Genomic DNA, 20,921 nt, shown 5'->3' with positions numbered 1-20,921 from the left:
ACCCGTTCTACATTGATAGTTGCCAACTCATTCTCGACTGAGAGGACGTGGCGACATGAGTAGGCGGGTTGTGGGAATTGCGTTGGCCGGCGCCGGGTTGGTCGGGCTGTTGGCCGGTCTCGGGCTGGCTTTCGGCATCGCTCCGACAGTTACCAGGATCCCTGTCGACCTGGCCCCGACGGAGTCTGTCACCGAGGCGTCGGGCGCGACGGTCGTGCACGCCGAACTGACCGGTGAACGCCCGTCGATCGAGATCGTGACGACTGACCTGCGGGCCACCACACGCATCGAGTCGGACGCCGCCACGACCGCCACGCTGGCCGAGGCGATCCGGGACGATGCGGTGGTCTGGAACGTGTTCCAGCAGACGACTCGGGTGGACACCGGACAGCTCGTCAGCGCCGTGCGCAGCGCGATCGCACTCGATCGCACCTCCGGCGCGGCGGTCGACTGGAGTGGACAGTGCCGGGTCGACGGACCTGCCGCCGAGGAGTGCCAGCCGGGCACGGTGCGGTACTCGGGGCAGCTCTACCGGTTCCCATTCGACACCGAACGAACGACGTACCAGTACTACGACAGCGACCTCGGGGAGGCACTGCCGATCCACTACCGGGGCACCGAGACCATCGAGGGGCTCCAGGCGTACCGCTTCGAGCAGGTCGTCGACGAGCGGCCGGTGCGGACCAGTCCGCAGTTCGTCGGGGCCCTCGTCGCGCGGTTCGCTCCCGGTGCGACGACCGGGTCGGTAACCTACCGGAACCACCGTACGGTCTGGGTGGAACCGGTCACCGGGACGATCGTCGGGGTTCGGGAGGAGCCGCACCGCACGCTGGTCCCGGACGTCGGGCAGCCCGTGGTGTTGCTCGACGCCAGGTTCGAGTTCGCTCCGGAGACGCTGCGTCGCGTCACCGACGACGCGGCGAGCGGGCGGCAGCGCATCCTGTTCGTGCGGCGTTACCTGCCCGCCGGTCTCGTCCTGGTAGGGCTGGTCGGCCTGGCCGTGGGCGCACTGGTGGTGCGCCGTACGGCGGCACGCGACGGCTGACCCGTGGCCACCGATCACCAGCCCGGCGCGCGGCCGTGGCGGGAGCGGTCAGAGTCGTTCGATGATGGTCGCGGTGGACATGGCGCCACCCGCGCACATCGTGATCAGCGCCGTGCGGGTATCGGTCCGTTCCAACTCGTGCAGGGCGGTGGTGAGCAGGCGAGCCCCGGTGCTGCCCACCGGATGCCCCAGCGCGATCGCGCCACCGTTGACGTTCACCTTCTCCGGATCGGCCCGGTGGACGGCCAGCCAGGACAGCACGACGGCGGCGAACGCCTCGTTGACCTCGAACCGATCGACGTCCTCGACCTTCATGCCGGCCTGGGCCAGGACCCGCTCGGTCGCCTGCACGGGACCGTCCAGGTGGTAGTAGGGCTCGGCGCCCACCAGGCACTGGGCGACGATCCTGGCTCGGGGGCGCAGACCGAGCGCGTGGGCCCGGTCCGCGGCCACGAGCAGCACCGCCGCGGCTCCGTCGGAGATCTGCGACGAGGTGCCGGCGGTGTGCACCCCGCCCTCGACCACCGGTCGCAGCCCGGCCAGCGCCGCCACGGTGGTGTCCCGCAGGCCCTGGTCCCGGTCGACCGGGTGGGTTCCTCCGGTCGGGCGTCCCTCGGCGTCGAGCGTCGGTGCGGTCACCGCCACGACCTCGCGGTCGTAGTGCCCCTGTGCCCACGCCAGGGCCGCACGGGCCTGCGAGCGCACACCGAACTCGTCGACCGCCGTGCGGGACAGCCCGCGCCGCACCGCGATCCGCTCGGCGGCGACGTACTGGTTGGGCAGGTCGATCAGCCACGAGGCCGGGCGGGGCGTGCCGACGTCGACGCCGAGGTTCGCCCGCAGCGGTACCCGGCTCATCGCCTCGACGCCGCAGGCGATGCCTACCTCGATGGCGTCGGTGGCGATGAGACCGGCGACGAGATGAGCGGCGTGCTGCGACGATCCACACTGCGCGTCGACGGTGAGGCAGCCTGTCCGGTACGGCAGGCCGGCGTGCAACCAGGCGGTGCGGGTGACGTTGTTGGACTGCTCGCCGCTCTGGGTGACGCACCCGCCGATGACCTGCTCGACCGTGTCCGGGTCGAGGTCCGCGTGCTCGACGAGGGCGCGTTGCGCCGCGCCGAGCAGTTCGGCGGCGTGCAGTCCCGCCAACCAGCCGCCGCGCTTGCCGATCGGCGTTCGAACCGCGTCCACGATCACCGGAGTACCCATCGCACCGCCCCGTTTCTGGAAGAGAACACGTTCTCGTTATCGAAGCACATCCTTCGTTGGCGACACGACATTCGATCTGCTTGAATATTAGAACAAGTTATGATAGGAGGTCTGATGACTGAGCCGTGCATCCCGGCGGGATTCGACTTCACCGATCCCGACGTCCTGGTGCGCCGAGTGCCCCGGAAGGAGTTCGCCGAGCTTCGCCGGACCGCCCCCGTCTGGTGGAACGCCCAACCGAGGGGATCGGCCGGCTTCGACGACGACGGATACTGGGTGGTCACCCGCTACGCCGACGTCATGGCGGTCTCCCGGGACAGTGACACCTACTCCACCCGGGAGAACACCGCGATAGCCCGGCTCCGGGCCGGCACCACCCGGGAGGACATCGAGACCCAGCGGGTCATCATGCTCAACACCGACCCGCCGGAGCACACCAAGCTGCGGGCCATCGTCTCCCGTGGCTTCACCCCCCGGGCGATCAACGCGTTGCGCGGGGCGTTGGCGGAGCGCGCCGAGCGCATCGTGCGCGACGCGGCCGGGCACGGCAGCGGCGACTTCGTCACCGACATCGCCTGCGAACTACCGTTGCAGGCGATCGCCGAACTGATCGGGGTCCCGCAACACCATCGGCGCAAGGTCTTCGACTGGTCGAACCAGCTGATCGGGTACGACGATCCGGCCTACGGAGTGGATCCACTGGCCGCCGCGGCCGAGTTGCTCGCGTACGCCATGGGCATGGCCGAGGAGCGCCAGCGCAGCCCGCGGGACGACCTGGTGACCAAACTCGTCAACGCGCAGATCGACGGCACGCATCTGACGACCGACGAGTTCGGCTTCTTCGTGATGCTGCTGGCGGTGGCGGGCAACGAGACGACCCGCAACGCGATCACCCACGGCATGCTGGCCTTCCTCGACCACCCGGAGCAGTGGGAACTGTTCAAGGCCGAGCGTCCCAGGAGTGCGGTCGAGGAGATCATCCGCTGGGCTACCCCGGTCAACGTCTTCCAACGCACCGCGTTGGTCGACACCGTGCTGGGGGGCCAGGGCATCTCCGCCGGCCAACGGGTAGCGCTCTTCTACGGGTCGGCCAACTTCGACGAGGCGGTGTTCGAGGATCCCGAGCGGTTCGACATCACCCGCAGCCCCAACCCGCACCTGGGATTCGGTGGTAGCGGCGCGCACTTCTGCCTGGGCGCGAACCTCGCTCGCCTGGAGATCGAGCTGATCTTCAACGCGATCGCCGACCAGCTGCCGGACATCCGCAAGGTGGCCGATCCGCAGCGACTGCGGTCAGGCTGGATCAACGGCATCCGACAGTTGCCGGTGCGGTACCGCTGAGCGGGGGTCCCGACAACCGGGACCCCCGTGCGGTGTCAGGTATGCGCGGCGACGAACCTGTCCATGCAGCGTTCGGCGTTCGCGGTGATGGTCAAGGAGGGATTAGCCAGGCAGGTCGATCCGGGCAGCACCGACCCGTCGACGCAGTAGAGGTTGGGGTAGTCGACGCACCGACCGCCGAAGTCGGTGGCCTTGCCCATGACCATGCCGCCCAGCGGGTGCCACGTGTTCGCCGCGCCGAGCCCGGTGCCGATGTTCCGGTCGTAGGCCGGCAGGCCGTTCAGCAGGTATCCCTTGCTGCCCTCGGTCTTCCACCACAGCCGGGTCACCAGGTTGACCGCCGCCTTTTCCGCGGTGGTGCACAGCAGCCCGTAGGGCCAGTGGACCTTGCCCGCCCCGGTCGTCGCGTCATAGCGGATCTCCCCGCGTTCCGGCACCACACTGGTCACCAGATGCGCGGTGGTACGCGGCATCCAGGTCGGGACGGGTGCCGCCTCCCACGCCATCGACGTGACGGCGAACGGATTGTCGTCGTCGATGTATTTCACGTTGCCCGGGCCGCCCTGGGCGTAGCCGACGTCCCTGCGCAGATTGAACCGGGTCACCAGGAAGTCGCCGTTGTTTCCCCAGCCCTTGCCCACCTCGGGGCTGACCAGGCGGGGCAGCCAGCCCTTGGCCCGGGAGGTGAGCAGCAGCGACGTGGTGTAGACGGAGCCGGCGGCCAGGAACAGGTAGTCGCAGGCGAAGGTCCTGGTCGCCAGCACCGTTCCGTGCTCGTCGATCTGCCGGCACCTGACCTCGAACGTGTCCTGGCCGGACACCTCGTGGATCTCGGTGACCTCGTGCAGCGGCAGCGTCGTCACGTTGCCGGTCGCGGCCGCCCAGGCCAGGTAGTTGCGGTCCACGCTGTTCTTCGCCCCGGAGTTGCTGCCGTAGGGCCCCTCGCCGATTGTGTGGCACGCCACAGCGGAACCGGCGAGTTCGGCGCGGACCACGTCCCAGTCGACCGCGAACGGAATGGGTAGCGGAGTCTGCTTGAACTCCGCCAGGTACTCGAGCCAAGCTCGCGCTCCCCGGTACGGGCCGGCGCCCTGCACGTCGTCGGGTATCGGCGTGGCGCCGAGGTTCTGCCGGGCCCGCGGCCAGTAGACACCGTCCATCTCGTCGTATCCGATCTCGGCCGGGTAGACGCGTTCCCACTCGCTGCGTCGGGGCTGCGGTAGGAACATCCCGATGACGAGGGAGCCGCCGCCCACACCCACTCCGCTGAGGACATTGATCCCGTCGCCGGCGTGTCGGGCGATCAGACCGGCGCGCCGCTCGATCTTCGCACCGACGTTGATGCCCAGCGGCGGGCGGTCCTGGAACCAGGCACACCGCCAGTCCGGCGCGTTGATTCCGCAGAACGTGCTGCCCGAGCCGTCGACGTCCCAGCGCCGGCCGCGCTCCAGCACGGTGGTGACCACCCCGGCCTGGCCGAGCCGGTACGCCGCGACCGCCCCGCCGAAGCCGCTGCCGACGACCACGGCGGTCTTGCCGACCAGCGCGGGGACGGCACCGAGTGCCGGAGCCGCCCGCTGGCCCAGTGCGGCACCGGCCACGGTGGCGCCGGCACCGAGCGTGGTGACCCGTAGCAGGTCACGTCGGGTGAAGCTGGTACCTGTCATGCTCGATCCCTCTCCATCTCGCTAGCCTTGGTCGGTGTCGGGTGGCCTCCGGCCTGGTCGATTCCGTCGACCGGCCGGGTCGGCTCCGACCACCCACATGGCGAAGAACTGAGATCCCCCGCCATACGCGTGGCCCAGGGCGGTCCGCGCGCCCGGCACCTGGTGCGCCCCGGCCCGGCCCATCACCTGCAACGCGGCCTCGGCGAACCGCAGCAGGCCGGAGGCGCCGATCGGGTTGGAACACAGCACACCGCCGGAGGGGTTCACCGGCAGGACGCCGTCCAGCCCGGTCTGTCCCGACTCGGTGAGCCGCCAGCCCTGCCCCTGCTCCGCGAAGCCCAGGTTCTCCAGCCACATCGGCTCGAACCAGGAGAACGGCACGTAGATCTCGGCGACGTCGACCTGTGCCAACGGATCGTCGATCCCGGCCGCCTGCCACAGGGCCGCCGCCGCCTCCCGGCCGGCCCGCGGGTCGACGTGGTCCTTGCCGGCGAACACGGTCGGCTCGGTGCGCATCGCGGTGGCGTGGATCCAGGCCACCGGCCGGCCGCTGGCCTCGGCCGCCGCCTGGTCACCGATCACCACCGCGCAGGCGCCGTCCGAGGACGGGCAGGTCTCGTCGTAGCGGATCGGGTCCCACAGCATCGGCGACGCGTAGACCGACTCCACGGTGATGTCCGGCTGGCGCAGGTGTGCGTACGGGTTGCGTGCTCCGTTGCGCCGGTCCTTCACCGCGACGAGCGCGCCGACGTGTGGCGGCGCGCCGGAACGGCGCAGGTACGACCGGATGTGCGGAGCGAAGTACCCGCCGGCGCCGGCACCGATCGGCATGGTGAACGGTGGCGTGATCGACAGCGCCCACATCGCGTTCGACTCGGACTGCTTCTCGAACGCGACAGCGAGCACCCGCCGGTGGATGCCGGCGCGGACCAGGCTGCTGGCCACGATGGCGGTCGCGCCACCGACCGAGCCGGCGGTGTGCACGCGCAGCAGCGGTCGGCCGGTGGCGCCGAGCGCGTCGGCGAGGAACAGCTCGGGCATCATGACGCCCTCGAACAGGTCCGGTGCCTTGCCGACGACCACCGCGTCGATGTCCGCGGTGTCGGTCGTGGCGTCGGCCAGCGCCCGGTCGATCGCCTCCCGGCACAGACCCGCGATCGACACGTCGGCCCGGCGGCTGCGGTGCCGGGTCTGACCGACTCCGAGGACGGCGGCGCGGTACGGGGGCGGTGAGCTCATCGCGCCTCCATGACACAGACGAGGTTCTGCTGCAACGCCGGGCCGCTCGTGGCATGGCCCGCCGTCCGTGTCGCCGCGCCGGTGATGATCTGGCGTGCCGCGGCGCCGATGCGGGCCAGCCCCGCGGCGAACAGGGGGTTGCCGCACAGCGCTCCGCCGGTGGGATTGACCCGGACCCCGTCGCCCAGCGCCAGCGCGCGGGTGAGCAGGATCTCCTGATGGGTGAAGGGGGCGTGCACCTCGGCGACCTGGACGTCGCCGTCGAGGCCGGCCGCCGTCGCGGCCGCCGCCGCCGACGGCACCGTGGTGAGGTCGCGGGTGCCCAGCCCCGGCGGGTCGACGTAGTGGGCGATCCCGGTGATCCAGGCGGGGCGCTCGCACAGGTCGCGGGCGCGGCTGCCGCGGGCCAGGAGCACGGCGGCCGCGCCGTCGCCGACGGGTGCGCAGTCGTGCGCCCGCAACGGGTTGGCGACGTAGGGCGCGTCGAGTAGCTCCTCGACCGTCGCGTGCCCGGTGACCTGGGCGTTGGGATTCTCCATCGCCGCGGCACGGCTGCGCGCGGCAATCTCGGCCATGACCCGTTCGGTGAACAGCCCGGCCTGGATGCCGAGGCGGGCCTGGAGCGCCGCGACACTCACCGAGTCGGGCCACAGTGGAGCGACGAGGTACGGGTCCAGTTGCATCGCCAGCACGCGTCGCAGCTCACCCGCGGACGACGTGCCGAAGCCGTAGACCAGGGCGGTGTCCGCCTCGCCGAGGAGCAGCTTGACGAACGCCTCGTACAGTGCCCACGCGCCGTCGGCCTCGACATGCGACTCCACGATCGGTGGGTAGGCACCGATCGCGTCGACGGCGCTGACGAAGGAGAACGCCCGGCCGGCGAGGTAGTCCGACGAGCCGGAGCACCAGAAGCCGACGTCCCGACGGGGCAGACCGCTGGCCGCGAGAACCTCCTGAAAGATCGGCACGAGCATCTCCACCCCGTTGGTCGTGCCGCCGTGCGGTACGCAGGGTGCCTCGGCGAAGCCGACCACGGCGACCTCCGTCATGGCGGTTCCTCCGGTCACAGGTGGTGGGCGTAGGACTCGTACGGCGCGTCGGGTTCGCCGGTCGGTCGAAAATGATCGATGTTCTCGGGGCTCGTGCTCCACTGGTCACGTGGTCGCCAGACCGCCGCGACCCGCATCCCCATCCGTACGTCGCCGGCCGGTCCGCCGAGGACCAGATGCGGCAACGGGATGTCCGCGCCGTCGAGCAACACCTGCGCCACGACGTACGGCGGTGCCACCCGCTGACCGGCGAAAGGCACGTTGACCACACAGAACGTGGTCACCGTGCCTTGGTCGGGCAGCTCGACCTCGTCCGTGGTGGGGACTCCGTCGGTGGGGCAGGCGCCGCGCGGGGGGATGTAGACCCGGCCGCAGGCCGGGCAGCGTTGGCCGAGCAACCGGCCGGTCGCCAGGCCCCGCAGGTAGCGGCTCTCCTCGGGGGAGGCGGTGTGCCGGTAACGTAGGTGGACGGGTGTGGTCACCATCGTCACCCGTTCGGCTGCGGTCGTCGCGGTGGCGTCCGCCGTCCCGGTCGGGGGCGCCTCGACCGACCGGGGTGGCGGGGGCGTCGCGACGCGGCCGTCGGTCGGTTCGAAACACTCGATGTCACGGATGCTGCCGACCGGGGTGGCGCACCAGCGTGCGCGCACCCGCATCCCGGTGCGCATCAGCTCGTCCGATCCGGAGTCCACCGCGTGCAGCATGGGGGTGTCCGCGCCGTCGAGCCGGATCAGGGCGAAGGCGAACGGTCGCGTCAGCGGCTGCCCCTCCAGCGGCCGGGGTACCCAGGTCCAGGTCACGACGACGCCCACGGTGGACACGTCGACCAGGTCGGTCAACGGCGCGTGGGTGATCGGGTCGTACTCCGCGGGCGGAGCGTGCACCCGGCCGTCGGATCCGCGGGTGCCGACGATGCGGCGTTCGGTCAGACCGGTCACGAACCGGCTGAGGACCGGCCCCAATGATCGGGTGTAGTCGAATCCGATATTCAGCGGTGCGCTCAGCGCGGGCTCCACGTCAACGAGTGGAACATGTTTCAACGTTGGTGGCAATAGTATTGAAGATCAACGCTTTCGTGGCGCGTTGAACCGTTATAGGTTGTGGGTATGGCTAATCCCGGGGTGTGGAACATCGCCCACGCGGCGCCGGGCTCGGTCGCCGTCGTCGAGTCGGACGGCCGACAGGTGACGTACGCCGAGCTGGCGGCCGAGGCCGATCGGATCGGTCGCGGCCTGCGGACGGCGGGGCTGGCGACCGGGGACAGCGTTGCCGTCCTGCTGCCGAACAGCGCCGCCCTGCTCGCCGTCTACTTCGCCGCCCTGCAGACCGGGCTCTACGTCGTGCCGCTGAACTGGCATCTGGTCGGCGCCGAGGTGGCGCACATCCTGACCGACGCCGCCGCGCGGTGCTTCATCGTGCACGAGCGATTCGCCGGGGTGGCGGCCGAGGCGGCCGAGGCCGCCCGGATCGCGCCGTCCGGGCGGTTCGCGGTCGGGTCCGTTCCCGGGTTCCGGCCCCTGGCGGAGCTGGGTGCCGGCGGGTCGGGTCGGCCGACGGGCCGGACGCTGGGCGCGCCCATGGTCTACACCTCCGGCACGTCCGGCCGACCCAAGGGGGTGCGTCGTCCGCTCAGCGGCGCGGACCCCGATCAGGTGCCGCCGCACGCCATCCGGTTCTTCGAGGTCTTCGGGCTGCGACCCTTCGCCGGTCACGTGCACCTGTGCTGCTCTCCGCTCTACCACACGGCGGTGCTCTCCTTCGCCACGATCGCCGTCCAACTCGGCCACCCGGCGGTGCTGATCGACCGGTGGGATCCGGAGCAGACGCTGCGGCTCGTCGAGCGGCACCAGGTGACCCACAGCCACCTGGTGCCCATCCAGTTCCGGCGGCTGCTCGCCCTGCCGGAGAGCGTTCGGGCGGCCTACGATCTCTCGTCGATGCGGGCCGTGATCCACAGTGCGGCCCCGTGCCCACCGGAGGTCAAACGCCGGATGATGCAGTGGTGGGGGCCGGTGGTGGTCGAGTACTACGCGGCCACCGAAGGCGGCGGGACGGTGATCGGCGCCGAGGAGTGGCTGCGCCGTCCCGGATCGGTGGGTCGGCCCTGGCCCGGGTCGCGGGTGCGGATACTCGACTCGCATGGCCGGGACCTGCCGGCGGGTGCGCACGGCCAGGTGTACCTGGAGATGGAGGGCAGCACGTTCGAATACCACGGTGACCCGGAGAAGACCCGGGCTGCTCGGGTGGGTCGGTTGTTCACCGTCGGTGACATCGGCTATCTGGACGAGGCCGGCTACCTCTACCTGTGCGACCGACGTGCCGACATGATCATCTCGGGTGGTGTGAACATCTACCCGGCGGAGATCGAGTCCGAGTTGTCGGTTCACCCCAAGGTCGCCGACGTCGCGGTGTTCGGCATCCCGCACGACGAGTGGGGCGAGGAGATCAAGGCCGTGGTGCAGCCGGCCGCGGGCATTCGACCCGGCCCGGAGTTGACCTCGGAGCTGATGGAGTTCCTGACTGGACGGCTAGCCCGGTTCAAGCTGCCCCGCAGCGTCGACTACACCGACGAACTGCCGCGGGACCCGAACGGCAAGCTCTACAAGCGGCTGCTGCGTGAGCCGTACTGGTCGGGGCGGGACCGGCAGATCTGATCATGTCCACCCGGCCGCGGCCGGTCGTGCCGGTCGCGGTACTACCGGCCGTGGAACTCGGGCCGGCGCTTCTCCACGAACGCCCGCGGCCCCTCCTTGGCGTCCGCGCTGCGGAAGACCTCCATGCCCAGCCGGGACTCGACCGTGAACGCGTCGTTCTCGGCCATGCCCTCGGTCTCCCGGATGGTGCGGAGGATCGCCTGCACGGCGAGTGGGCCGTTGCCGGCGATCAGCTCCGCCAACTCCAACGCCCTGGTCAGTGCCTGCCCGTCCGGCACCACATGCCCGATCAGGCCCACCTGCTTCGCCTCGGCGGCGGTGAGGTGCCGTCCGGTGAGCAGCAGGTCCGCGGCGACGGTGTAGGGAATCTGCCGGGGTAGCCGGACCGCCGAGCCGCCCAGCGGGAACAGCCCCCACCGCGCCTCGGAGACGCCGAACCGGGCGCTGGCACCGGCGACCCGCACGTCGGTGGCCTGGAGGATCTCGGTTCCGCCGGCGATGGCCGGGCCCTCCACCGCGGCGATCAGCGGCTTGCGTAGCCGTCGCCCCTTGAGCAGCGGTTCGAGCACCGACGCGTCGAACGTGCCGGTGCGGCGGTGGTCGCCCGGGTGGGCGTTGGTCATCGCCTTGAGGTCGGCTCCCGCGCAGAACGCACCGCCCGCGCCGGTCAGCACGCACACCCGGATGTCTGGGTCCTGGTCGACCTCGTCCCAGGCCGTCCGCATGATCGCCAACATCGGCCCGGACAGGGCGTTGCGGGCCTGGGGCCGATTCATGGTCACGACCAGGACGTGGCCGCGTCGCTCGACCAGGGCGTGGGGTGGCTCGGTGGACGGCTCCACGATACTCCTCGCAAACGCCGGCATGCTCTTGTGCTCGACGATAACACGTTCTACTTTTAAATGATGGCGGCCAATATTGCGGATCTTTTCGAACATGCCGTCGATGCCTTCGGGGAGCGCATCGCGGTAATCTGTGGGGACCGCGAGGCGACGTTCGCGCAGTTGGAGGCCCAGGCGAACCGGCTGGCCCACCACCTGGCCGACCGCGGAGTCGGGCCGGGGGAGCACATCGGGGTGTACGCCCGTAACTCGATCGAGGCGATCGAGTCGTTGCTCGCGGCGTACAAGCTGCGCGCGGTCCCCGTAAACATCAACTACCGGTACGTCGAGGACGAGCTGCGGTACCTGTTCCGGGACGCGGACCTGGTCGCGCTGGTGCACGATCACCGGTACACCGATCTGGTCGCCGCCGTCGTGCCCGACGTGCCGCACTTGCACTCGATCGTCGTTGTCCCCGACGCCGACGCCGACGCCGACGCCGACACCGACGCCGACGCCGACACCGACGCCGACGCCGACGCCGACGCCGACGCCGACACCGACGCCGACGCCGACACCGGGGGCGGGGTGCGCTACGCGACCGCGCTCGCCGCCGCCTCGCCGCAGCGCGACTTCGGTGAACGTAGTTCCGACGATCGATACCTGCTGTACACCGGCGGCACCACCGGCTACCCCAAGGGGGTTCTCTGGCGGCACGAGGACGTGTGGCGGGTGCTGGGCGGCGGCATCGACTTCATGACCGGCCTACCGATGCCGGACGAGTGGGCTCAGTCGAGGCGGGGTCTGGAACAAGGCGTCGGTCTGGTCCGGCTGTGTCTGGCACCGCTCATCCACGGCAACGCCCAGTGGGCCGCCCTCGCGGCGCTCTTCGCTGGCGACACCGTCGTCCTGCTGCCGCGCTTCGACCCGGACGAGGTCTGGCGGGTCGTCGAACGCCGTCGGGTCAACGTGGTCGTGCTCGTCGGGGACGCGATGGCCCGGCCTCTCATCGAGGCGTACCGCACGGGCGACCACGACGCCTCGTCGTTGGTCGCCATCTCCAGCAGTGCCGCGCTCTTCTCTCCGGCCGTCAAGGAGCAGTACGTCGCCGCGCTACCCCAGGTGATGGTCACCGAGTCCATCGGTTCCTCGGAGACCGGCTTCACCGGCATCGGCATCGTCAGCGACGCACCGCCGTCCGCCGTGGGCCCGAGGGTCACCCCGGGCCCACAGACCATCGTGCTCGACGAGAACGGTCGGCCGGCGGGGCCGGGAGTCGTGGGCCGGTTGGCCCGGGGCGGACACGTACCCCTCGGCTACTACAAGGACCCGGCCAAGACCGCCGAGTTGTTCACCGAGGTCGACGGGGTGCGGTACGCCGTGCCGGGTGACCTGGCCCGGATGGAGCCCGACGGCACGATGACGCTGTTGGGACGCGGCAACACCTGCGTCAACACGGGCGGCGAGAAAGTCTTCCCGGAGGAGGTGGAAAGCGCACTCAAGTCCCACCCCGACGTGTTCGACGCGCTGGTCATCGGCGTCGCCGACGAACGGCTGGGGCAGCGGGTGGCCGCGCTCATCCAGCCGAGGGGCGACCGCCAACTCGATCTGACCGAACTCGACGCACACCTCCGTGGGCGGATCGCCGGATACAAGGTGCCGCGCAGCATCTGGCTGGTCGACGAGATCGGCCGCACCCCCGCCGGCAAGGCGGACTACCGCTGGGCGCACCGCTACGCGCAAGGCAATGACCAGAAGGCAGACTGACGAGCCGAGGGGGTACCGTGCGGACACCGCTGTGCGCGCTGCTCGACATCGAGCATCCGATCGTCGGTTTCACCCCGTCCGAGCATGTCGCGGCGGCGATCAGCCGGGCCGGCGGGCTGGGCGTCCTGGGCTGCGTACGGTTCAGCGACCCGGCCGCCCTCGACGCCGCCCTGACCTGGCTGGACGAGCACACCGACGGCCGGCCGTACGGGGTGGACGTGGTGTTGCCCGCCCACCGTCCGACCGAGGGGGAGCCGGCCGACCTGGCACGCCAGATCCCGGACGGGCACCGGGAGTTCGTGGCGGACACGTTGGACAGGTTGGGCGTCCCGGCGCTCACCTCCGAACCGGCGACCGGAGCGGGTGTGCGGGGGTGGCTGCACTCGGTGGCCCACTCGCACGTGACGGTCGCGCTGGAGCATCGGGTCCGCCTCATCGCGAACGCCCTCGGCCCACCGCCACCGGAGGTCATCGCCCGGGCCCACGACCGTGGCCTGGTGGTGGCCGCGCTGGCGGGTCGGGTGGAGCACGCGCGCCAGCATGTCTCAGGTGGCGTCGACATTGTGGTCGCCCAGGGTTACGAGGCGGGCGGGCACACCGGTGAGATCGCCAGCATGGTGTTGGTCCCGGAGATCGTGGACGCTGTCGGCGACCAGGTTCCGGTGCTGGCGGCCGGCGGTATCGGGTGCGGGCGTCAGGTCGCGGCGGCCGTGGCGCTCGGCGCGACCGGAGTGTGGACGGGATCCTGCTGGCTGACCACGCGGGAGTACCTGGACACCTCGGCGCCGCCCGCGCTGCGGCAGGCGCTGTTGGCGGCGACCTCCGCCGACACGGTCCGTTCCCGCGTCTACTCGGGCAAGCCGGCCCGGCTGCTGCGCAGCCGGTGGACCGAGGCGTGGAATCAACCGGGTGCGCCGGCGCCGCTGCCGATGCCGCTGCAGAACATGCTGGTCAGCGAGGCGCATGAACGGTTGCTGCGGTCAGGTGACCCGACCGTGGTCGCGATGCCGGTCGGCCAGGTCGTGGGCCGACTGAACGAGGTTCGCCCGGTGGCCGAGGTGATGACGGCGCTGGTGTCCGAGGCCGACGAGACCCTACACCGGCTGGCGGGCCTGAGCCGCTGATCGCCGGCTGTGTTCGACCCGGCGGTGTCCGCCCCGAACACCGCCGCAAGGGCTCCCGGCGTTGTCCAGGAACGGTCGGACTGTGTCGCATCCAGCACCGGCTAGGTGTGTCCTGCCGATCATGGAAGCCAGACGATGGCGGTGATGAGGACAAGGCTGGCCCGTAGGGGGATGCGCGCTTGGCGTATCGGGTGGCCAGGTCACGCCACTGCTCGAGCCGGTCGACGTAGCGGTCCACGACGTTGCGCTTCTTGTGGACCACTGCGTCGAAGGCTGGTGGTCGCCCGCCGGCGCTGCCCTTGCCGGCCCGGGGGACGACCTGGTCCGACCGTTCCGGAATGACGTGCCGGACTCGGAGGAGCTGCCCGCCGAAGGTTTCACCTCAACGGGTGGATTGAAGAGGCAGCTGCGGCGATCGGATCGTACGGACGCCCCAGGAGGCGGCGTGCATCTTTCCCGCCGACCCGACGGCTTCCATGTACCAGTACGTCGACGCTGACCCCTACAACGGCGCCAGGCGAGCGCACCTGATCTCCGGCCGACGCGCCCCGGGTCCCATGGGTCGATGCGCCTTGCCCGGACCGAGTCGGTAGTCGATCGACGCAGTGCGGCCGAGTGGATAGAGTTCGACTCCGTGTCGACTCCAGAGATCACCGTTGCCACCCCGGCGGATCGTGGCCGGGTGGTCAGTTCCTTGGCTGCCACGTTTACTCAAGACCCTGTCTTGCGATACCTCTTTCCCGGCGAGCGCGCGTACTCACAGTTCGCCACGGCCTTCTTCGGGCACCTCTTCGACAGGCGAGTGCAGATGGAGACCATCTGGATGATCGAGCGCGGCCTATCGGCTGCCATCTGGGAACCGCCCGCGGCGGAGAACATGTCCTCGGACGACGACCTCTCGGCTCAACTGCCAGCCGACGCGCTCTACCGCGTCCGCGCCTACGACCGGGCGGTCCACGCCGCCTTGCCGAAGGTCCCATTCTGGTACCTCGGTGTCCTCGGAACTCATCCCAACAGCGCCGGCCGTCGTTGGGGTCACGCTGTCATGAGCGCCGGGCTGCGCCGAGCCGCCGCCGACGGCGTACCCGCGGTCCTGGAGACCAGTAACCCGGCCAACGTCGAGGTCTACCGCCGCGCCGGATGGAACGTTGTGCGCAGCGTGACGGACCCCCTGCCCATCTGGGTCATGCAGCAGTGACCGGCGACGGCGTGCGGTCCGACATCCTCTCATCGGCACCTGTCGCACCCTACGGCGTAGCCTCCAAGACGACGACTGGGATCTGGCGGGTGGTCTTCCGTTCGTAGTCCGCGAAGCCTGGATAGGCGGCCTTCTGTGCGTTCCAGATGCGTTCCCGCTCGTCCCCGACGGCGACTCGGGCAACCAACTCGACCGTGCCCGTACCGATCTCCGCTTTGACCTGCGGATGGGCAAGCAGGTTGCGGTACCAGTCGGGATCGGTGGGAGCACCGCCCTTGGACGCGAAGACAGCGTAGCCCCCATTCACCTTCTGGTACATCACCGGGTTCACGCGAGGCTGGCCGCTCTTGGCGCCCACCGTGTGCAACAGCAACAGCAGCAGCGGCGCACCGGCGAACTGACCGCCTACCTGCCCGCCGTTGGCGCGGAACTCTTCGATGATCGTGTCGTTCCAGTCGTTCATGACCTCTCCTTGCCCGCGTACCGGTTCCACAATCGTAATTCCGGCAAACCCGGCTAGGGTGATCCAGGTCCACGCCGCGCAGCGCGTGCAGATCTTTGTAGGACTTCGTCAGGCCCTGGACCTGGATCACGGGTGCCGGAACCTGCTCGGTTGCCATCCGGGGGGCGATCGACACGGCCCCAGCATGCAGGGTCGACGCTGCGTCCTGGTCAAGCCCGGACGTGGTGCTGGCGTAGCCCCCACGGGTGAGGCCGGGTCGGCCCGCTTCGTCGACGGCGGCGTTAGCGCACCATCAGGTACGCCACCACGATCGCCGTGACCAGCGCCAGTGCGGCGAGCACCGCCGCCGTGATCTTGGCGGCACTGTACGGGCGCTCGCCGACGACCTCACCGGTACACGCGTTGACCAGCACCCGGTACGACCGGCCGCCGTGCAGGTACGCGGCGATCCACACCGGCAACAGCAGCAGCTTGTACGTCACGTCCGCGTAGGTCGTATGCGTCGACGTGACCCGCTGCTCGTCGCCGCCGATGTCCGACCGGCAGTCCCGCTCGATGACCGGCACCATCCTCGCCTTCGCCGCGACGAGCCCCGCCTCGGGCTCGGTGTCGTACCGCACCGCGTGATACCCGGCCAGATAATCACCGTGGTACGCAACCGCCTCGGCCAGCGGCCACGGGGCCAGCTGATCCAACTGCCTGTCCGGCAGGTAGGTCGTGGCCGGCACCAAGACGTCGTCGAAGTCCCTGCCGACCGTGCCACTCGCCGAATACCACCGGGTCCGCCGCACCTGCCGGGTGCGTGTTTCGGTTCGGCCGTCCACCGTCACCGTGTACGTCTCGGTGACCCAGTAGTGCTCGCCGCGCTGGCCGTGGTAGTCCGTTCGGGTCCGCGCGTCGAACGTCCAGTGCGGTAGATAGGTGCCCTTGAGCGTCTCCGCGTCGCTGATCTTCTTCAGGCTGTTCGGCGCGAACCAGCGGCTGCGGCACCACTGGCCCAGGGCGGTGCGCACACCCGCCCGGTCCACGGTGAACGGCAGCACGGCCTCCGGCGCGATCAGCTCGCCCGCCGCAACGTCGGCCACCAGCGGGGTGGCACAGAACTGGCAGCGCTGGGCAAGCGCGTCGCTCTCGGTCCGGGCGCCGCAGCCCGGGCAGACGAACCTGTGCGACCCGACGTTGGCAACCGGCTTACGCGGCAGCGCGGTCAGCTCGTCGTAGGCGTGCTCGCGTACCTGCCGACCGGCGCCGGCGATCTGCTGTCGGTGCCCGCAGTACGGGCAGCGCAGCACCGCCGTACCCGGCGCGTACTCCGTCCGGGCACCACAGCCCCCGCACTGGTACGACGGTGAAGAGACAGCCGTGTCACTCATCGCGGCCCGCTCCCACCCTGCGCCACCTTTCCGGCACTGCGCGTTCCGATGACTCCGGCACTGCGCGTTCCGCCCCGGCGTCGCGTGCTCACTGCGGCGGCAGCGGCGGCGGGACGCTGGCCAGTACCGACGCGAGTTCCGGCAGTTGGCCGGCCGGTTGCCACTGCGCCATGCCGGCCCGCCAGACGAGCGTGTCCGGGCCCACCCTGCCCGCGCCCGCCTGCTGGGCCAGCCCGCCGAGGTCGAACGGGCCCTGCCGCTTCCCGGCTATGCCGAGGAACCACTGCGGCTGGCCGGGCAACGGTGGCGGCTCGGCACCGCCCGGCTGCGTGGGGGCCGACGACAGCGGCTGGGTGCCCGAGCTGCCGACCATGGATCGGGCGACCTGCTGGCCCACCGCCATGCCCATGCCCAACCCGATTCCGGCACCCGCGCCGCCACCGCGGTTGTTCGCCGCGTCCTCCAGCGCGGTGGCCGTCTGGTAGCGGGTGAACCGGTCCAGGTCACCGACGGCGCTCATGCCGGTTCGCCTGTCCAGTGCCCGCTCCACCTCCGGCGGCACGGAGATGTTCTCGATGACGAACGTCGGGATCGCGATGCCGATGCCGGCGAGTTCCTCGGTCAGCACGGCTGCGAGCCGTCGGCCGATCGCGTCCTGGTGTGCCGCCAGGTCCAGCAGCGGCACGCCGGCGGCGGCCAGCGCGCCGGCGAGCCGCCCCACGATGACTTGTCGTAGGTAGTCCTGCACCTCCTCGGTGCGGAACTGCGGATCCGTGCCCACCAGTTCGCGCAGCAGCCGCTGCGCGTCCACCACACGCGCCGCGTACGCTCCGAACGCCCGCAGCCGGACCACGCCGAACTCGGCGTCCCGCAGGATCACCGGGTTCTGGGTACCCCACTTCAGGTCGGTGAACTGCCGGGTGTTCACGAAGTACACCTCGGCCTTGAAGCAATGCCACGTAGGCTAAGTTGATCTTGGGTGTGGCCTGCGGTTTTGTGTGGACTCGCGGGTGGTGCGGCGTGGCGGGGTGGCCGTGGTTCGGCGGGCTGTTTTGATCTCGGGTCATGTCGGTGGATGTGGTGGATCGTCCGGCGGTGCGGTCGGATCAGGTCACGCTCGGGGTGTTGATCTCGCAGGTGTCGCGGGAGGAGGTCGACGCGGCGGTTGAGGTGTGCGGGGTGCGGGAGAAGCGGTCGGACGGGAAACTGCCGGCGCATGTGACCGCGTATCTGACGTTGGGGCTGGCGTTGTTCCCCGACGATGACTACACCGAGGTCGCGAGCAGGGTCACCGGGTCGTTGGACCGGTTCGGGTGCTGGAGTGCGGGGTGGAGCGTGCCGACGTCCAGCGCCATCACTCAGGCGCGGAAACGGTTGGGTCGCCAGGTGTTCGCCGAGGTGTTCGAGCGCACGTGCGGGCCGGTCGCGGGTGAGGCGGGCCCGCACGTGCAGGTGGCCGCGCTGGGCACCGCGCGGGGGTCTTTCCTGCGCCGGTGGCGGCTGCTGGCGATCGACGGGTTCGAGGTCGACCTGCCCGACAGCGACGAGAACGCGGCCGAGTTGGGGTACGCCGGGTCGGGGGAAAACCGTTCGGCGTTCCCGAAGGCCCGGGTAGTGGCCCTCGCAGAGTGCGGCACCCACGCCTTCGTCGCCGCCGAGATCGGCGGCTACGCCGTGGGAGAGAAGACCCTCGCGCAGCGCCTGTACCCGCGGCTGCGGTCCGACGAACTGCTCACCGCTGACCGGGGGTTCTACTCCTGGCAGGCGTGGGATGCCGCCCAGGCCACCGGCGCGGCGTTGCTGTGGCGGACCCCGAACCAGCTCGACCTGCCCGTGGTCAAGGTCCTGTCCGACGGCACCTATCTCACCGTCCTGATCAAGCCGACTGTCCATGGCGGTCGACGGGAACGGCTCCTCGCAGCCGCCCGCGGCGAGGCTGATCTGACCGACATCAACACTGTTCCCGACGCGTTCGACGACCAGGGCCTGCCGGTCGTCCACCTCGCCAGAGTGGTCGAGTACGACGTACCCGACCGCGTCGGTAACGGCACCGGCGAACTGATCGCCCTGATCACCACAATCATCGACCCCGCCGACGCCCGCGCCGACGAACTGGCCGCCGCGTACCACGAACGCTGGGAGGAAGAAACCGCCAACGACCAGCTCAAAACCCACCTCCGTGGTCCCGGACGGGTGCTGCGGTCCCGCCTGCCGGACCTGGCCCATCAGGAGATCTGGGCCTACCTGATCGTCCACCACGCGATCAGCGCACTGACCGCGAAAGCGTCCGCCGCCGCTGACCTCGATCCAGATCGGATCTCCTTCACCAAGGCCCTGCGCCTGATCCGCCGCACCGCCACCGGGACGGCGGACATTCCCCCCTCAGGACTGGACTGACCGACTACCGACCCACCTTGCCCAGATCGCCGCTCTCCTGATCCCCACCCGACGCGAACGCACCTGCCCCCGCGCCGTCAAACGCGCCCGCCACAACAGCTACCGCGTCAAGAAACGCGACGAGCCAGCCAGCATCCGCCACCAGGGCTCAGCCACCGTCCACATCTACCGACTTCAACCCCACGCAGCATGATCAAACTAGGCTACGTGGCATTGGGCCTTGAAGGGTGAGTTGAAGCCGTACTTCCAGCCCTTGAGGGTGGCCAGGACGGGCAGGTTCCGGGTCTCGAGCGTGTAGGTGCCAGGGCCGAATGCGTCGGCGATCTGCCCCTCGTTGACGAACACCGCCGTCTGCGATTCGCGGACGACCAGCTGGGCGCCCATCTTGATCTCGTTCTGGTACCGAGAGAAGCGCCAGACGATCGTGTCCCGGCTGTCGTCCAACCACTCCACGATGTCGACGAACTCGCCCCGGAGCTTGTCCATCAGCCCCATCGCGTCCCCCTCGTTCTGCGAGATCACCGATGACGCGGGCGACCGTAGCACGCGCCCGCCAGCCCATTCGAAGCCCCAATCGCCACGCCCGGTGCGGTTGCGAATGGTGTGGGTGACCAGCCGGTGACCGAGGGTCGCATACACGAACCGCCCGAGCCGAGAGAGAGCCTCCCCGAACTCCGCGGCGCTGGCGCTCGTGCGGCGGTCCATCCTGGCGTCTTCGCCCTCCACGGCATCTCGCAGACCCGGATCGCATCGGACGCTATCGAACGACGCCGGGGCTGTGGGGCTGGACGACGGTGGACCATTCGGTTAACGTATTGGGCGTGTTGGATGGGGTGTGGCGACGGGGCGACAGATCACTGACTGTGGGTTTGTTCGTGACGCTGTCATCTCCCTGTTCACCGAAAAGGGTGCAACGTCACGCCGGTTCGTGTCATAGCAGTCGTAGCCGGCGCGCATTTGCCCCTGATCATTCACCATCTCGGATCAAGGGGCGTGTTGCCGGTAGCCTGTGGCGAGCATGTCGCTTGCACCGCTGACACCCGGGTGAAACATGAATACGACTCTGATCCTCGGAAAGATCCTTTCACTGTATCTGCTGACCGCAGGAATTGCGTTCATCGTCGCAACCCCGTTCTATCTGCAACTCACTGAAGTGGCGGACCGGTCAGACTTGATGGCAGTGAACATATCTGGCATGGTGCACCTCTTCGTCGGTTTTGGCGTGCTCGCTATCCACTTCACCTGGGGTAGCCTCCTCGCGGTGCTCGTCACCCTGCTGGGAATCTTCTTCGCTATCCGTGGAATCGCATATTACTGGATTCCTCAACGGGTGCTCCGACCTGCGAAACAGGGACGGGGATCGCCGTCGGGGCTGCGTGGCATGGGTGCCGCCTTCGTCGTTTACGGCGGGCTCATGGCCTACCTGAGCTTCCTGGCCTGAGCCGAGCGTTCGTCTGACAGGCAGTCACCGCGGGTTCGTTGTTGACGGCGATGCGCCGTTCGCCCGTACCAGTGTCAATCTTGCTCCGCGACATTGGAAGCGGCGACCTTGTCGTCCCTGCACGGCCGCC

Annotated in this window: 18 protein-coding genes and 2 pseudogenes; 8 read left to right on the top strand and 12 right to left on the bottom strand. The window is 69.8% G+C overall.

The window, feature by feature from the left end:
* Window positions 1–55 precede the first annotated feature (55 nt).
* Window positions 56–1,045 (top strand): cell envelope lipid trafficking protein PgfA, encoded by a 990-nt coding sequence (gene pgfA, locus QTQ03_RS07260; protein WP_289277317.1) that lies wholly within the window; start codon window positions 56–58, stop codon window positions 1,043–1,045.
* A 48-nt stretch (window positions 1,046–1,093) separates the two neighbouring features.
* Here the strand turns inward: pgfA and QTQ03_RS07255 are convergent, their stop codons facing one another.
* Entirely contained in the window at window positions 1,094–2,257 is a 1,164-nt protein-coding gene (locus QTQ03_RS07255; RefSeq protein WP_289277316.1) for a steroid 3-ketoacyl-CoA thiolase, read from the bottom strand.
* A 114-nt stretch (window positions 2,258–2,371) separates the two neighbouring features.
* Between QTQ03_RS07255 and QTQ03_RS07250 the strand changes: the two genes are divergently transcribed.
* Window positions 2,372–3,598, top strand: a complete 1,227-nt coding sequence (locus tag QTQ03_RS07250) for a cytochrome P450 (protein WP_289277315.1) — start codon at window positions 2,372–2,374, stop codon at window positions 3,596–3,598.
* A 35-nt stretch (window positions 3,599–3,633) separates the two neighbouring features.
* On the opposite strand, the gene QTQ03_RS07245 is transcribed toward QTQ03_RS07250, so the two are convergent.
* The 4 genes from QTQ03_RS07245 to QTQ03_RS07230 are packed head-to-tail and all read right to left on the bottom strand — an operon-like array spanning window position 3,634 to window position 8,569.
* Window positions 3,634–5,265, bottom strand: coding sequence for a GMC oxidoreductase (locus QTQ03_RS07245; RefSeq protein ID WP_289277314.1), 1,632 nt, complete (start codon window positions 5,263–5,265; stop codon window positions 3,634–3,636).
* Between the two features lie 21 nt (window positions 5,266–5,286).
* Complete coding sequence (locus QTQ03_RS07240; RefSeq protein ID WP_289277313.1) at window positions 5,287–6,504, bottom strand: thiolase family protein; 1,218 nt, start codon at window positions 6,502–6,504, stop codon at window positions 5,287–5,289.
* Window positions 6,501–7,553, bottom strand: a complete 1,053-nt coding sequence (locus tag QTQ03_RS07235) for a thiolase family protein (RefSeq protein WP_289277312.1) — start codon at window positions 7,551–7,553, stop codon at window positions 6,501–6,503. Before QTQ03_RS07235 ends, QTQ03_RS07240 begins: the two co-directional genes overlap by 4 nt.
* A 14-nt stretch (window positions 7,554–7,567) precedes the next feature.
* Window positions 7,568–8,569 (bottom strand): OB-fold domain-containing protein, encoded by a 1,002-nt coding sequence (locus QTQ03_RS07230; protein WP_289277311.1) that lies wholly within the window; start codon window positions 8,567–8,569, stop codon window positions 7,568–7,570.
* A gap of 90 nt (window positions 8,570–8,659) precedes the next feature.
* Between QTQ03_RS07230 and QTQ03_RS07225 the strand changes: the two genes are divergently transcribed.
* On the top strand, window positions 8,660–10,207 hold the full coding sequence (locus QTQ03_RS07225; protein WP_289277310.1) for an acyl-CoA synthetase: 1,548 nt from the start codon (window positions 8,660–8,662) through the stop codon (window positions 10,205–10,207).
* A 41-nt stretch (window positions 10,208–10,248) separates the two neighbouring features.
* On the opposite strand, the gene QTQ03_RS07220 is transcribed toward QTQ03_RS07225, so the two are convergent.
* The gene (locus QTQ03_RS07220) at window positions 10,249–11,049 is read right to left on the bottom strand and encodes a crotonase/enoyl-CoA hydratase family protein (protein ID WP_289277309.1); all 801 of its coding nucleotides are present in this window, start codon (window positions 11,047–11,049) and stop codon (window positions 10,249–10,251) included.
* 63 nt (window positions 11,050–11,112) lie between these two features.
* Between QTQ03_RS07220 and QTQ03_RS07215 the strand changes: the two genes are divergently transcribed.
* Both QTQ03_RS07215 and QTQ03_RS07210 read left to right on the top strand, forming a co-directional pair.
* Complete coding sequence (locus QTQ03_RS07215) at window positions 11,113–12,795, top strand: acyl-CoA synthetase (protein ID WP_289277308.1); 1,683 nt, start codon at window positions 11,113–11,115, stop codon at window positions 12,793–12,795.
* 17 nt (window positions 12,796–12,812) lie between these two features.
* Window positions 12,813–13,919, top strand: coding sequence for an NAD(P)H-dependent flavin oxidoreductase (locus tag QTQ03_RS07210; protein WP_289277307.1), 1,107 nt, complete (start codon window positions 12,813–12,815; stop codon window positions 13,917–13,919).
* Between the two features lie 119 nt (window positions 13,920–14,038).
* Here the strand turns inward: QTQ03_RS07210 and QTQ03_RS07205 are convergent.
* Window positions 14,039–14,271 (bottom strand): annotated as a pseudogene (locus tag QTQ03_RS07205) (IS5/IS1182 family transposase); the annotation flags it as partial.
* Between the two features lie 282 nt (window positions 14,272–14,553).
* Between QTQ03_RS07205 and QTQ03_RS07200 the strand changes: the two are divergent.
* Window positions 14,554–15,117 carry a GNAT family N-acetyltransferase gene (locus QTQ03_RS07200; protein ID WP_289277306.1) on the top strand — a complete coding sequence of 188 codons (564 nt, stop codon included), beginning with the start codon at window positions 14,554–14,556 and terminating at the stop codon, window positions 15,115–15,117.
* 49 nt (window positions 15,118–15,166) lie between these two features.
* On the opposite strand, the gene QTQ03_RS07195 is transcribed toward QTQ03_RS07200, so the two are convergent.
* The 4 genes and pseudogenes from QTQ03_RS07195 to QTQ03_RS07180 form a co-directional block, all read right to left on the bottom strand.
* A complete protein-coding gene (locus QTQ03_RS07195) occupies window positions 15,167–15,580 on the bottom strand; it encodes a nitroreductase family deazaflavin-dependent oxidoreductase (RefSeq protein ID WP_289277305.1) in 414 nt (137 codons plus the stop codon).
* A 281-nt stretch (window positions 15,581–15,861) separates the two neighbouring features.
* The gene (locus QTQ03_RS07190) at window positions 15,862–16,953 is read right to left on the bottom strand and encodes a TFIIB-type zinc ribbon-containing protein (protein WP_289277304.1); all 1,092 of its coding nucleotides are present in this window, start codon (window positions 16,951–16,953) and stop codon (window positions 15,862–15,864) included.
* 88 nt (window positions 16,954–17,041) lie between these two features.
* Window positions 17,042–17,326, bottom strand: coding sequence for a DUF4339 domain-containing protein (locus tag QTQ03_RS07185; protein ID WP_289280721.1), 285 nt, complete (start codon window positions 17,324–17,326; stop codon window positions 17,042–17,044).
* Window positions 17,327–17,476: 150 nt separating this feature from the next.
* Window positions 17,477–17,893: pseudogene (locus QTQ03_RS07180) on the bottom strand (SPFH domain-containing protein); the annotation flags it as partial.
* A gap of 125 nt (window positions 17,894–18,018) precedes the next feature.
* Between QTQ03_RS07180 and QTQ03_RS07175 the strand changes: the two are divergent.
* Window positions 18,019–19,350, top strand: coding sequence for an IS4 family transposase (locus tag QTQ03_RS07175; RefSeq protein ID WP_289277303.1), 1,332 nt, complete (start codon window positions 18,019–18,021; stop codon window positions 19,348–19,350).
* A gap of 198 nt (window positions 19,351–19,548) precedes the next feature.
* On the opposite strand, the gene QTQ03_RS07170 is transcribed toward QTQ03_RS07175, so the two are convergent.
* Window positions 19,549–20,055 (bottom strand): SPFH domain-containing protein, encoded by a 507-nt coding sequence (locus tag QTQ03_RS07170; protein WP_289277302.1) that lies wholly within the window; start codon window positions 20,053–20,055, stop codon window positions 19,549–19,551.
* A 346-nt stretch (window positions 20,056–20,401) separates the two neighbouring features.
* On the opposite strand from QTQ03_RS07170, the gene QTQ03_RS07165 reads away from it, so the two are divergent.
* On the top strand, window positions 20,402–20,791 hold the full coding sequence (locus QTQ03_RS07165; RefSeq protein ID WP_289277301.1) for a hypothetical protein: 390 nt from the start codon (window positions 20,402–20,404) through the stop codon (window positions 20,789–20,791).
* The last annotated feature ends 130 nt before the right edge of the window (window positions 20,792–20,921 follow it).

Source organism: Micromonospora sp. WMMA1363 (assembly GCF_030345795.1).
Lineage (GTDB): Bacteria > Actinomycetota > Actinomycetes > Mycobacteriales > Micromonosporaceae > Micromonospora.
This window is presented reverse-complemented; position numbering and strand designations above follow the sequence as displayed.